Origin of the sequence: Marinobacter sp. R17, assembly GCF_003789045.1 — a bacterium.
GTDB lineage: Bacteria > Pseudomonadota > Gammaproteobacteria > Pseudomonadales > Oleiphilaceae > Marinobacter_A > Marinobacter_A mangrovi.
Genome location: NZ_RHGZ01000033.1, coordinates 1 through 12,482, shown reverse-complemented (window position 1 = coordinate 12,482; position 12,482 = coordinate 1). Strand labels below are relative to the sequence as shown.

The following is a 12,482-nucleotide window of genomic DNA, read 5'->3' as shown; positions in this document are numbered from 1 at the left end:
TTTTCAAATGGCGAACCGGCCCATTCGGACCGGCTCAGACTGATCTCAATAGGTTGAACCGTTCTGACCGAAGATCCGCTTCTCGCGCTCGCTGAATCCGTAGATCGCATCCGAGACACGGTCGCTGGACCCGCCACTGCCGCCCAGCCCTTTCAACTGGATCTGGAACAGGATGCGGTGGTCGAGTTCGCGGTCACTCGTCAGGTAGCTCTGGCTGACCAGTTGGAAGCTCCAGCAACAGGCGGTGTACTCGAAGCCGGCCAGGGAGCCGGCGGTGCGGTCCGATTCGGCGTCATACAGCCAGCGGCCGATCAGACTGATGTTGTCTGTGACAGGAAAAACCGCGCCGATATCCATCTGTTCGAAATCATCGCGATCGTAGGTGTGCCCGAGCGTCGCCAGATAACGGTAGTCCGCCGAGTGATAAACCAGTTGGCTGCGGCCCTCTTCGGTGCGCCGCTCGCGGGGATCCCACAGGCCGGACACGCGCAGGTCGAGGTTTTCGGTCGGCCGCACCACGGCTTCACCCGCCAGGGGCGAATCGCTGCGGGTATCGGCACCCTGCCCGTCCAGGCTCACCCGCCGGTCGTCGTAGTAATAGACCTGGCCGATGCTGAAACGGGCCCGTTCCAGACCGGTGTTCAGGTCATTGAACCGGGTCGTCACCGCCGCGGTCAGACGATTGTTGTCGGCGATCCGGTCGCCGCCACTGAAACGGTTGGGCGAGAACAGCGAGTCGAAACTGAAATCCTTCAGGCCGGAATCGAAGTCCGGAATGTCGCTCTGGTCTTCGTATTTGGAGTAAACGTAGTACAGCCGCGGCTCGAGGGTCTGGTTGTAGGGAATGTCGAACAGCGTGTCGCGGCGATCAAAATAAAGCCCGTTGTCCCACTCGTAGATGGGGATGGATCGGCTGATCTGGTTGTCGTCACGCAGGTCGTAGTCTTCCAGCTGATACTCGGTGAAATCGAGCGTCACAGACGGTCGCGAGTAACCCCAGACCTCGCGGAAATCCAGAGCCAGTTCCGGCGCCACCCGCAGGCGATGCCCGTTGGTCTTATCGATGCCGGTCAGGTTGTCGTTGTCCCGGTAGAAATAGGTGTACTGGGATTCCACCGCGGCCTGGGCCACGCCCCATTCGTAGTCCGCGCCGTATATGACTTCGGGCAACTGGGCATAGGGCTTCTGGGCGTCGCTGATGCTGTCTTTGATGGTCTGGTAGCCGTAGACGTAGCTCTCGAAATACTGGTGCGGGCTGTTGTAACGCACGCCGGCCCGGCGGGTCAGGTGCGTGGCCTCGTTGATATCCAGCGAGCGGTTCAGGTCACTCAGATAGTCGTTGTCAGAGACCACCGAGTAGTCTGCATAACCTCTCCAGCCGGAGCCGAAGTTCGCGCGACTGGTGAAATCCAGCCCCCAGCGCTCACCGCCTTCCCCCGGATTTTCATCCTTGAAGTACTGGTCGTTGTTGATATAGCCGAGCTGCAGGACCGATTCGCCATACTGGCTGAGGTAACGGCCTTCGGCTTCGGTAAACAGCCCGCGGCCGTTGATGTATTGCGGCGTCAGCGTGGCGTCGTAGTTGGGCGCCAGGTTCAGGTAATACGGCACCGACAGGAACATGCCGCTGCCTGTGTTGGACGTACCGAAGGTCGGGTACAGGAAACCGGTCTTGCGGCGATCGTCGATCGGGAAGGTGATGTAGGGCCAGTAGAAGACGGGAATGTCCTCCACTTCCAGTCGCACGTGGGTCGCCGTGCCGAAGCCTTCGGCCCGGTCCAGCTCGATGTCCGAGGCCACGATCGCCCAGGCGTTGCTCTCCGGCGAACAGGTGGTCAGCCGGCCGTCCTGGATATCAACGATGTTTTCCGAAGGCCGCGACAGGAAGCCTGCGCTGCCGCGCATTTCCGCCTGGTGAATCAGGAAGGTCGCGGAATTGACCTGCAGTTCACCGCTGTTGGCATCGTAGCGGGCGTTGTCGCCGGTCAGCAGGAAGCCCTGACCGCGGCTTACCATCGGGCCGTTCAGCCTCATCTCGCCGGTGGTCTGGTTGTATTGCGCGCGGCTGCCGCTGGCCGAAAAGGTGCCCTGGCGCAGCTTGACGTCGCCCTCCAGGGTCATCTGGGAGTCCATTTCATAGCGGGCGTTGAGGCCGCTGGCTTCGATGGGCAGGTCGGTGTTGCTGGTACCGGCACCGAATAACGGCGAGCTGCCGTCGCCAAAGTCCGGCTGCACGTAGGCGCCGCTGCAGGACGGCGGCAGGGTGGCCAGTCGGGACTCGGGCAGTTCGCTGCGTGGGCGCCAGTCAATTTCGGCGGCGCTCTGGGCGGATGCCTGGGCGGATGTCAGCAAGGCGGCGATGCCAATCCACAGCGGGCCACTGCTATTGCGTAGGTGCGATTTGGAAGAACGGTGCAATGGCACGATAATCGGATCCCGTACTGTCTTGAAGGCCGCCGGTAGTTTACACGCCCGGGCCACCCTTGTTAACGACGCAAGCGGCAACGGGCCGGCAAACGGAGGCACGGCCCTTTTGCCGCCAACCCGGCCTTCTGATATTTTCCGGGAATTGAGTCCATCGCCCTGTGACGGGCCTTTCCCAATCGACAAGACGACTTTCATGGACAGCAGACTCACCGCTTTGACCGACTGGGTGCGCCAACAGCCCGGCTTCCGCCAGGCCCACCCTGAGACCGTTTCCGGCGACGCCAGTTTCCGTCGCTATTTCCGGGTGACCGGCCAGCCCGACGCCGACGCACCGCGTCCGTTCATTGTCATGGACGCGCCACCGGGCAAGGAAGACGTGGCCCCCTTCGTGGCCATCGCCCGCCAGTGGCATGCCGAAGGCATCCACGTGCCGGCCATTCATGCCGAGGACCGGGAGCAGGGTTTCCTGCTGCTGGAGGACTTCGGCGACGAGCTGCTGCTGGACCACCTGAACGACGACTATGTGGATCACCTGTACGGCCTGGCCCTGAAGGCCCTGAGCCACATCCAGGCCACAGCCGACCCGGTGGACTACCCGTTGCCGCCCTACGACGCCGCCCTGCTTGACCGGGAAATGGCGCTGTTCCGCGACTGGCTGCTGGTTCAACACCTGGGATTGGAGCTGACCGACCAGGAACATTGTCTGCTGGAGACTACCTTTGCGCTCCTGAAAGAAGCCGCCCTGGCGCAACCGGAAGTACCGGTGCACCGCGACTACCATTCCCGCAACCTGCTGGTGCTGGGTGACAACGCGGACCTGGGCGTCATCGATTTTCAGGATGCGGTACGCGGCCCGGTGACCTATGACCTCGTGTCGCTGGTCAAGGACTGTTATATCCACTGGCCGGAAGAAAACGTTGCCCGCTGGATTGAGGATTTCCGGTTGATGACCCGCGGTGCCGGTCTCCACCAGGCCGACCGTGAGACCTTCCGCCAGTGGGTGGAACTGATGGGCATGCAGCGCCACCTGAAGGCGTCCGGCATTTTTGCCCGACTGGCCATCCGCGACGGCAAGCGACGCTATCTCGAAGATATTCCGCGAACCGTCAATTACCTGCTGGAAGCCAGCGACCGGCAACCGGCCCTGCGCCATTTCCACAAGTGGTTGGTAAACCGGGTGATCCCGCTCCTCGAGAAGCAGGCGGCCTGACCGTGAAAGCCATGATACTCGCCGCCGGCAAGGGCGAGCGGATGCGGCCGCTGACGCTGGAGACGCCCAAACCCCTGCTGCAAGCCGGCGGCAAGGCCCTGATCGAGCACCAGATCGAGAAACTGGCAGCGGCCGGCTATCACGACGTGGTCATCAATCCGTCCTGGCTGGGTGACCAATTGCAGGCGGCACTCGGCGACGGCCAGCAATACGGTGTAAGAATTCACTACTCGCCGGAGCCGGAGCCCCTGGAAACCGCCGGCGGCATCCGCCAGGCGCTACCCCACCTCACCGGCGACAGCGACTGGTTCCTGGTAGTCAACGGCGACATCTGGTGCGACTTCGATCTCGCCAGCCTGCAACCGTCGGCCGGCGACCAGGCCGTGCTGGTACTGACCGACAACCCGCCCCAGCATCCCGACGGCGACTTTCATTTGAGTGACTCTGGACGCGTCATCGACAACGGCAGCCCGCGTCTGACCTTCAGCGGCATCAGCCTGCTCCATAGCAGTCTGTTCGAAACGCTGGAACCGGGCTATCGCAAGCTGGCCCCACTGTTACGGGAGGCCATGGCGCAAGGCCGGGTCGCGGGCGTCCATCACCGCGGCGACTGGCAGGACATCGGGACTCCGGAACGGCTGGCGAGCCTGGATCGGCAACTGCGACAGAAGGGAGACTCCCCGTCGTGAATGCCTCATCCGCCCCAACGGGCCTGTCCGGTCGCCTGGAACGAAGCTTCAACACGCTGTTCAGCGTCCTCAGCGCTAGCAATCATGAGGCGACCACGCTGTTGGAGCGCACCTCCCTGCCCGGCTGGGCACGGAAGCACCTGTTTTTCTTCCTGGGATACGTGGCCAAAGCCGACGGCCGGGTGAGCGAGCAGGACATCCGCTTTGCCGAAAGCCTGATGCGTGCCTTGAAGCTATCCCCCGCGCAACGCCGACGTGCGATCCGGGAATTCCAGCGGGGCAAGGACGTGAGCGAGCTGCCCGGCTCGCGAGGGCTGCGCATGCGCCTGCAGAACAGCCTCAATCCGGAGCCGGCGCTGGTGGTCCTGTTCTGCCTGTGCCATGCGACCCAGCTGCAGGGCGCGCCCAGCAAGCAGCGGCGCTATCGCTGCGAGGATGCCGTCGATCGTACCGGTCTGCCGGTGGATGCCATGGACATAGTGCTGGACAGTTACGCCCGCCACAATCGACGGGCACGCCCCGAGCTCCGGCCAGCGCCGTCTTCCTACGATGAGGCCTGCAAACTCTTGGGCGTCCAGGCCCGAACCAGCCTGAAAGACATGAAGCGCGCCTACCGCCGGCTGGTTTCGGAGTGCCACCCCGACAAACTGGGCACCGGCCTGAGCGACGCCGAGTACGCCCAGGCCAAGGAGCGCCTGCTGCGCTACCAGCAGGCCTGGGAAATCATCAAGAAGCGGGAGCGGGCTCGCGGTTGACCGCGTTATTCCGCATCCGGCTCAAGCGTCTGTTTCAGCCAACTGCTGACCCGACCGGCCACCAGACCGGCATCGTCCCGGCCCGGATGACGATTGATCGAGACCCGTTGCTGCTGATAACCCTGAAAGCCACCCCGATGGATCACCGCTTTCTGGTCATGCATCGGCTCGGTATTCACGAGACTCGAGCGCAGGTCCAGCACACGCAACTGACCGGCATCCGCCTTTGCCACCGAGTCCAGATCCGACGACTGCAGCACAGGCGTCACCCAGGCCAGCATCTGCGGCTCGCCGCTGCCGGCGCCAGCACCGCGAAGGGCCTGACCGACCATTTCCCGCGCACCACGGCCCACACCCACCAGCACCACCCGCTGATACCCCATACCCCGCAGGTGGCTGACCGCCGCATTGATCTGGGCGCTGATTTTCTCCTGATAGTCCTTGCGCATCTGATCGAGATCCGTGCTCGACAGCACATCAATGATTGAGCCCGAGCCTCCGGCGCCGGGTTTTGCCTTGTCTTCGGCCTTGTCCTGACCATCGGCTGCGCCGCTGTCTGCGGGCTTTTCCGGGGCCGGCACCGCCTGACTCGCGAGGCCATTTTCATGGCGCGCCTGCACCAGCGGATACGGCGGCGCCACCAGGCCCAGAGTCATGGTGGCCCAACCGTCCTGGGCCAGCGGATCCCGCAGGGCACCGGCGAGAGCGGCATCGGCACTCTGCCCTTCATCCGCCAGGATCAGGATGGCCCCCATCGCCGGCGTCTGCTGCTCCTGTTCCAGCAGCCCGACCACCCGGCCATTGGCGCCCGCATCCAGCCAGACGGTTTTCTCAGGGCGCATATCGGCGAGGGCCTGATAGTCCTGGCCGGTAGAGATGAAGGGGCGCTCCTTTGAGGGTTGGGCGTCGGCTGCTTTGGCGGCCGTGCCATCCGCCGGTGTGTCTGTTGTTTTGGTGGAACTGCCCGAGTCCTGAGCCAGGGCCAGACCGGCTGTCGCCCATAACAGGCCCAGACTGACCCAGCGCGCTTTGCGGATACTCCTAAGCACAATCACCCCTCTAATAGTTCGGTTCAAGCTGATAGACTACCAGTCCCTTTTCGCTCGCATTAGAGAATCCCGAGAGAGATCAACTCATGTTGCCCGATCTGATCGCCCCTTCGATCCTGTCAGCCGATTTTGCCCGACTGGGCGAGGAAGTCGATAATGTCCTGGCCGCCGGTGCCGATATTGTCCACTTCGACGTCATGGACAACCATTATGTTCCCAACCTGACCATCGGCCCCATGGTCTGCGAGGCGTTGCGCAAGCACGGCGTCACCGCACCGATCGACGCCCATCTGATGGTCAAGCCGGTGGACGACCTGATCCGCATGTTCATCGACGCCGGCGCCACCTACATCACGTTCCACCCGGAAGCGTCCGAGCACATCGACCGCTCCCTGCAACTGATCAAGGACGGCGGCTGCCAGGCGGGTCTGGTGTTCAACCCGGCCACGCCCCTGCACTACCTCGACCACGTGATGGATCGCATCGACATGATCCTGCTGATGTCGGTCAACCCGGGCTTTGGCGGCCAGAAGTTCATCCCGGGCACCCTCGACAAACTGCGCGAGGCCCGCAAGCGGATCGATGCCAGCGGCAAGGCGATTCGCCTGGAAATCGACGGCGGGGTGAAAGTGGACAACATCCGCGAAATCGCCGCAGCCGGCGCCGACACCTTCGTGGCCGGTTCCGCGATTTTCAACACCGAAGACTACAAGACCACCATCGACGCCATGCACGAGCAGATCAAGCTGGCCCGTTCCGTATGAAGCAGTTCTTCGATGGCCAGTGGCCGGACACGATCCTGTTCGACCTGGACGGCACGCTGGTGGACAGCGCGCCGGATCTGGCAGCGGCGATCGACGCCATGCTGGAAGGCCTGGGTCGCCCGACTGCAGGTGCGGACAAGGTCCGCCAGTGGGTGGGTAATGGCGCGGGGATTCTGGTTCGCCGCGCCCTGGCCGACCGGTTCGATCACGAAAACGGCCCGGCCCTGAGCGACGCCGATTTTCACGATGCCCAGACGCTCTTTTTCAAGGCCTACGCCGATCTCAACGGCGGGCTATCCCGCGTCTATGACGGCGTCGAGCCCTTCCTGAAAGCCGCCAAGGCGGCCGGCGCCCGACTGGCGGTGGTGACCAACAAACCGACGGCCTTCACCGGTCCGCTGCTGGAGAAGATGAACCTGGCGCACTGGTTCGACGTGTCTATCAGTGGCGACACGCTACCCGTGAAGAAACCCGATCCGGCCCAGCTGCATCACGCCATCGAACAACTGGACGGCGATGCCGGCCGCACCCTGATGGTGGGCGACTCCATCAACGACATCGAAGCCGCCCAGCGCGCCGGCGTTCCGGTGGTCGCCGTGCGCTATGGATACAACTACGGGGGCCGCATCGACGAGATGGGCGCCGATATTGTGGTTGATTCGCTGGTGGAGCTTTTGTAACCTCACCGCAGATTGAACGTTTTTGATGGAGCTTCCTGCCGTGCGGGGACTGAAACTGACTGCAAAAGCGCGCAACGTGCTCAGCACACGCGCAACTCGATGGTGGCGATGGCGCACCGGCTGATTGTCAGCCCGGTGAGCGCACGTTTACCCGCGCTTGCCTGAACGACTCCACGGGGCCTTGTGTGTTGGCATCCGGTGGGGAATTGAGCAGATCAGATTTCAGGAAACCAGAGCATGACGCCCGAACAGTTCGCCGACCTGGCCCAGGCCGGCTATAACCGCATCCCTGTCCAACGCGAAGTCCTCGCCGATCTGGACACACCTCTCAGCACCTACATCAAACTGGCCACGGGGCCGTATACCTACCTGTTTGAATCCGTCACCGGCGGCGAAAAATGGGGCCGTTACTCGATCATCGGCCTGCCCTGCCGCGAGATCCTGCGGGTTGAGGGCAACACGATCACCATTGCCCGTGACGGCGAGGTCATCGAGGAAACCACCAGCGACGATCCGCTCGATTTCGTCGAGCAGTACCAGGCCCGCTTCAATTCGCCGGACCTGCCGGAACTGCCGCTGTTCAACGGCGGCCTGGTGGGCTATTTCGGCTACGACACCGTGCGTTACATCGAAAAGCGTCTGGCGGCCACCTGCCCGCCGGATCAGCTGGGCACGCCGGACATCCTGCTGATGGTGTCCGATGAAGTGGTGGTCTTCGATAACCTGCGCGGCAAGCTGCACCTGATCGTCCACGTGAACCCGGAAGACGACGACGCGCTGGCGCATGCCGAAGCGCGGCTGGATGCGCTGGAAGATCAGCTGCACCACAGCACCGTGGACGCCCCGGTCACCCCGGAAGCGCTGCGCGGCACCCAAGTGGACGAGACGGATTTCGTCTCCGGTTTCACCGAGGATCGCTTCAAGGACGCGGTCGACACCATCAAGAACTACGTTCTGGACGGCGACGTCATGCAGACTGTTATCTCCCAACGCATGTCGATCCCGTTCGCGGCACCGCCACTGAACCTGTACCGCTCACTGCGGGTGCTGAACCCGTCGCCGTACATGTACTTCCTCGATCTGGAGGATTTCCACATCGTCGGGTCCTCGCCGGAAATCCTGGCGCGGGTCGAAGACGAGCAGGTCACCGTCCGTCCGATTGCCGGCACCCGCAAGCGCGGCGCCACCGAAGCCGAAGATCGCGCACTGGAAGCCGAGCTGGTGGCTGATCCCAAAGAGATCGCCGAGCACCTGATGCTGATCGACCTGGGCCGCAACGACGCCGGTCGCGTCTCGGAAACCGGTACCGTCCGTTTGACCGAGAAGATGGCGGTGGAACGCTATTCCCACGTGATGCACATTGTCTCCAACGTGACCGGCCGGCTGAAGCCGGATACCTCCTGCATCGATGTCCTACGCGCCACCCTGCCGGCGGGCACCCTCAGCGGCGCCCCGAAGATCCGCGCCATGGAGATCATCGACGAACTGGAGCCGGTCAAGCGCGGCGTCTACGGCGGCGCTGTCGGCTACCTGTCTTGGAACGGTAATATGGACACAGCGATCGCCATCCGCACCGCGGTCATCAAGGACGACACCCTGCATATCCAGGCCGGCGCGGGCATCGTCGCCGATTCAGTGCCCCGTCTCGAATGGAAGGAGACGATGAACAAGGGCCGCGCCATTTTCCGCGCGGTGGGCATGGCACTGAACGAATTCGACCGCTGAGGGCTGCACCATGTTATTGATGATCGACAACTACGATTCCTTTACCTACAACGTGGTGCAGTACCTCGCCGAGCTGGGTGCGGATGTCCACGTGTATCGCAACGACGAGATCACCGTCGAGCAGATCGAGGCACTGAATCCCGAGCGGCTGGTTATTTCCCCGGGCCCCTGCACGCCGAACGAGGCGGGCATTTCGATGGAAGCCATTCGTCATTTCGCCGGCAAGCTGCCGATCCTGGGCATTTGCCTGGGCCACCAGTCCATCGGCCAGGTCTACGGCGGCAACGTCATCCGCGCCGGTCAGGTGATGCACGGCAAGACGTCCCCGGTTTTCCATGCGGATACCGGCGTGTTCCGCGGCCTCAACAACCCGCTGGAAGCCACGCGCTATCACAGCCTGGTGATCGACAAGGACAGCCTGCCGGACTGCCTGGAGGTCACCGCCTGGACCCGCAACAGCGACGGTTCCGTGGAAGAGATCATGGGCGTACGCCACAAGACGCTGCCGATCGAAGGCGTCCAGTTCCACCCGGAATCCATCATGACCGAGCAGGGGCACGAGTTGCTGCGCAATTTCCTGCGAATCCCGTCCACGGCCCCGACCAAAGCGGCCTGAGCGCATAAGGACCAGAGAGAGACTGCAATGGATATCAAAGCTGCACTGAACCGCATCGTTGAGAACCTGGACCTGACCACCGAGGAAATGAAATCGGTGATGCGCATTGTGATGAACGGCGAGGCGACGGACGCCCAGATCGGCGCCTTGATGATGGGCCTGCGCATGAAGAGCGAAACCATCGACGAAATCACCGGCGCTACCGAAGTCATGCGCGAGCTGGCCACCAAGGTCACCATCAACGCCGACTACCTGGTGGATATCGTTGGCACCGGCGGTGATGGTGCCAATCTGTTCAACGTATCCTCTGCCTCCGCGTTTGTTGTCGCAGCGGCCGGCGGCACCGTCGCCAAGCACGGCGGCCGCGCGGTCTCCTCCCGCAGCGGGAGCGCCGACTTGCTGGAAAAGGCGGGCATCAACCTGGAAATGACGCCGGAACAGGTTGGTCGATGCATTGAACAGATCGGCGTCGGCTTCATGTTCGCCCCGGCCCACCACAGTGCCATGCGGCACGCCGTTGGACCGCGTAAAGAGCTGGGCATGCGGACAATGTTCAACATCCTCGGCCCCATGACCAACCCGGCGGGCGTCAAACGCCAGGTGATCGGCGTCTTTACCGAACGCCTGTGCCGCCCGATGGCGGAGGTACTGAATCGCCTCGGCAGCGAGCACATCATGGTGGTTCACTCCAAAGATGGGCTGGACGAGATCAGTCTCGCCAACAAGACCCACGTGGCCGAACTGAAAGACGGCCAGATCACCGAGTACGACATCTCGCCGGAAGACTTCGGCCTCAAGAGCCAGAGCCTTTTGGGCCTGTCCGTGGAAAGCTCGGAAGAGTCGCTGAACCTGATCAATGCGGCGTTTGGCACCGGTCACAGTGAAAATGCCGACAAGGCGCGGGATCTGATTGCCCTGAACGCCGGCGCGGCGATTTACGTCTCGGGCATCGCCAAAACCATGCAGGAAGGCGTCGAGCTGGCACTGGATGCCATCGGCAGCGGTCTGGCCAAGGGCAAGATGACCGAGCTGGCCGACTTCTCCCACTGTTTCTGAGAGCGATTTGTACCGATGACTGAGACCGACCGCACCCCGACCATCCTGCGCCGCATCGTCGATCGCAAGTGGGAAGAAATCGACCACCGTCAGCGCCGCCAACCACTGGCCGACGTGCGTGCCCGGGCCGCTGATAAGCCGGCAGCCCGGGGCTTTGCCAACGCTCTTCGCGCGCGGATCGAGAAGTCGTCCCCAGCCGTCATCGCGGAAGTGAAAAAGGCATCACCCAGCAAAGGCGTGATTCGCGATCCGTTCGAGCCGGCCGCCATTGCCGAGAGCTACGAGGCGGGTGGCGCGGCCTGCCTGTCGGTACTGACCGACCACGATTTTTTCCAGGGTCACGAAGATTATCTGGCCCAGGCACGTCAGGCCTGCAGCCTGCCCGTCATCCGCAAGGATTTCATGGTCGCGCCCTACCAGATCTATGAAAGCCGGATGATCGAAGCCGACTGCATCCTGCTGATCGCAGCCTGCCTGACCAAGGACCAGATGCAGGAACTGGCGGGCATCGCCGGTGAAATCGGCCTGGATGTGCTGGTGGAAGTCCATAACGGCGAAGAACTGGATGACGCGCTGACGCTGGACACGCCGCTGGTGGGCATCAACAACCGCGACCTGCACACGTTTGAGGTGTCACTGGACACCACCTTCGAACTGCACAAGCGCATCCCGGACGAGCGCCTGACCATCACCGAAAGCGGCATCCTGACCCGGGACGATGTCACGGCGATGACCGACAATGGCATCTACGGCTTCCTGGTCGGCGAATCCTTCATGCGCGCACCAGATCCAGGTGCAAAACTGCAGGAACTGTTCTTCTAACCTCTCTACCCTTCATTACTTTCGTCCGCGCTATCGCGAGGCTTAACCGAAGCTCTGGGCACCCTCCGCTTCCGCAGCGGGACAGGACGTCCCGCGCCGCATCCGGCGGTCAGGGATGACCCTCGGAGGCGGCGGAAGCGGAGGGTGTTCAGGGCTTCTGGCTTGAGTTTCATTTTCCGACAGCTTTGTTGGTTTTCTTTTTAGGCGAGACTGGACTCTCGGGGCGGAAGCGGGGCAGCGGCAGGGCTTACGCCGTCTTAGAGGGCCATCCCTGGCCGCCTAATCCGGCCGGAGACATCCCTGTCTCCTGCTCCAGCCCTGCCGCGGCCCCGCTTCGGTTGGACTTGGGCGGGTGGTCGCTTTGTTCGGTCCCTTTCTGGTTTTCCTTCCGGCTCTGGCCTGGGATGTTTTGCCTTGACGCGGGCAAGATTTCGCCCAGCCAGCAAGATGTGGCCCGCCGGGAGCCATTGTTTGCTTGATGCTGGGAAGTGGGTTTTGCGGAATTTTCGTTAGTCGCCTGTTTTTATTGACGTTTGCCGTCCTGGCACGGGACTTGTTGTACGGGACTGTCCTTTTCTGAATGGACTCACCGTTTTCAATTGTTTTTCCGTCAAGGAGCAGACTATGCCAACCCCATGTTATATCAGCATCGAAGGCCAGACCCAGGGCAACATCACCGCCGGTGCCTT

Annotated in this window: 11 protein-coding genes and 1 pseudogene; 10 read left to right on the top strand and 2 right to left on the bottom strand. The window is 62.6% G+C overall.

The features are described from left to right. Positions 1-45 precede the first annotated feature (45 nt). Entirely contained in the window at positions 46-2,424 is a 2,379-nt protein-coding gene (locus EB809_RS18575; RefSeq protein ID WP_411711084.1) for an LPS-assembly protein LptD, read from the bottom strand. Between the two features lie 196 nt (positions 2,425-2,620). Between EB809_RS18575 and EB809_RS18570 the strand changes: the two genes are divergently transcribed. The 3 genes from EB809_RS18570 to EB809_RS18560 are packed head-to-tail and all read left to right on the top strand — an operon-like array spanning position 2,621 to position 5,081. After that, positions 2,621-3,637: an aminoglycoside phosphotransferase family protein gene (locus EB809_RS18570; protein ID WP_123636343.1), complete on the top strand. Its 1,017-nt coding sequence runs from the start codon at positions 2,621-2,623 to the stop codon at positions 3,635-3,637. Positions 3,638-3,639: 2 nt separating this feature from the next. Next, positions 3,640-4,326, top strand: coding sequence for an N-acetylmuramate alpha-1-phosphate uridylyltransferase MurU (murU, locus tag EB809_RS18565; protein ID WP_123636342.1), 687 nt, complete (start codon positions 3,640-3,642; stop codon positions 4,324-4,326). Next, positions 4,323-5,081 (top strand): DnaJ domain-containing protein, encoded by a 759-nt coding sequence (locus EB809_RS18560; RefSeq protein ID WP_123636341.1) that lies wholly within the window; start codon positions 4,323-4,325, stop codon positions 5,079-5,081. Before murU ends, EB809_RS18560 begins: the two co-directional genes overlap by 4 nt. Positions 5,082-5,086: 5 nt before the next feature. On the opposite strand, the gene EB809_RS18555 is transcribed toward EB809_RS18560, so the two are convergent. Continuing rightward, a complete protein-coding gene (locus EB809_RS18555; protein WP_190294962.1) occupies positions 5,087-6,130 on the bottom strand; it encodes a DUF3530 family protein in 1,044 nt (347 codons plus the stop codon). Between the two features lie 86 nt (positions 6,131-6,216). Here EB809_RS18555 and rpe point away from each other — a divergent pair, with 86 nt between their 5' ends. From rpe to EB809_RS18520, 7 genes and pseudogenes are all read left to right on the top strand, one after another. After that, positions 6,217-6,894 carry a ribulose-phosphate 3-epimerase gene (gene rpe / locus EB809_RS18550; RefSeq protein WP_123636339.1) on the top strand — a complete coding sequence of 226 codons (678 nt, stop codon included), beginning with the start codon at positions 6,217-6,219 and terminating at the stop codon, positions 6,892-6,894. After that, a complete protein-coding gene (locus EB809_RS18545) occupies positions 6,891-7,574 on the top strand; it encodes a phosphoglycolate phosphatase (RefSeq protein WP_123636338.1) in 684 nt (227 codons plus the stop codon). The genes rpe and EB809_RS18545 overlap by 4 nt, the downstream gene beginning before the upstream one ends. A 237-nt stretch (positions 7,575-7,811) precedes the next feature. Beyond that, a complete protein-coding gene (trpE, locus tag EB809_RS18540; RefSeq protein WP_123636337.1) occupies positions 7,812-9,299 on the top strand; it encodes an anthranilate synthase component I in 1,488 nt (495 codons plus the stop codon). Between the two features lie 10 nt (positions 9,300-9,309). Then, positions 9,310-9,915: an aminodeoxychorismate/anthranilate synthase component II gene (locus EB809_RS18535; RefSeq protein ID WP_123636336.1), complete on the top strand. Its 606-nt coding sequence runs from the start codon at positions 9,310-9,312 to the stop codon at positions 9,913-9,915. A 27-nt stretch (positions 9,916-9,942) separates the two neighbouring features. Then, entirely contained in the window at positions 9,943-10,971 is a 1,029-nt protein-coding gene (gene trpD / locus EB809_RS18530; RefSeq protein WP_123636335.1) for an anthranilate phosphoribosyltransferase, read from the top strand. Between the two features lie 15 nt (positions 10,972-10,986). Then, the gene (gene trpC, locus EB809_RS18525; protein ID WP_123636334.1) at positions 10,987-11,793 is read left to right on the top strand and encodes an indole-3-glycerol phosphate synthase TrpC; all 807 of its coding nucleotides are present in this window, start codon (positions 10,987-10,989) and stop codon (positions 11,791-11,793) included. Between the two features lie 624 nt (positions 11,794-12,417). Then, a pseudogene (locus tag EB809_RS18520) lies at positions 12,418-12,482 on the top strand (type VI secretion system tube protein Hcp); the annotation flags it as partial.

Bases quoted from the DNA above. Each gene is read 5' to 3' on its own strand.
- EB809_RS18570 (WP_123636343.1), top strand. From the start codon at position 2,621: ATGGACAGCAGACTCACCGCTTTGACCGACTGGGTGCGCCAACAGCCC.
- rpe (WP_123636339.1), top strand. From the start codon at position 6,217: ATGTTGCCCGATCTGATCGCCCCTTCGATCCTGTCAGCCGATTTTGCC.
- EB809_RS18545 (WP_123636338.1), top strand. From the start codon at position 6,891: ATGAAGCAGTTCTTCGATGGCCAGTGGCCGGACACGATCCTGTTCGAC.
- trpE (WP_123636337.1), top strand. From the start codon at position 7,812: ATGACGCCCGAACAGTTCGCCGACCTGGCCCAGGCCGGCTATAACCGC.
- EB809_RS18535 (WP_123636336.1), top strand. From the start codon at position 9,310: ATGTTATTGATGATCGACAACTACGATTCCTTTACCTACAACGTGGTG.
- trpD (WP_123636335.1), top strand. From the start codon at position 9,943: ATGGATATCAAAGCTGCACTGAACCGCATCGTTGAGAACCTGGACCTG.
- trpC (WP_123636334.1), top strand. From the start codon at position 10,987: ATGACTGAGACCGACCGCACCCCGACCATCCTGCGCCGCATCGTCGAT.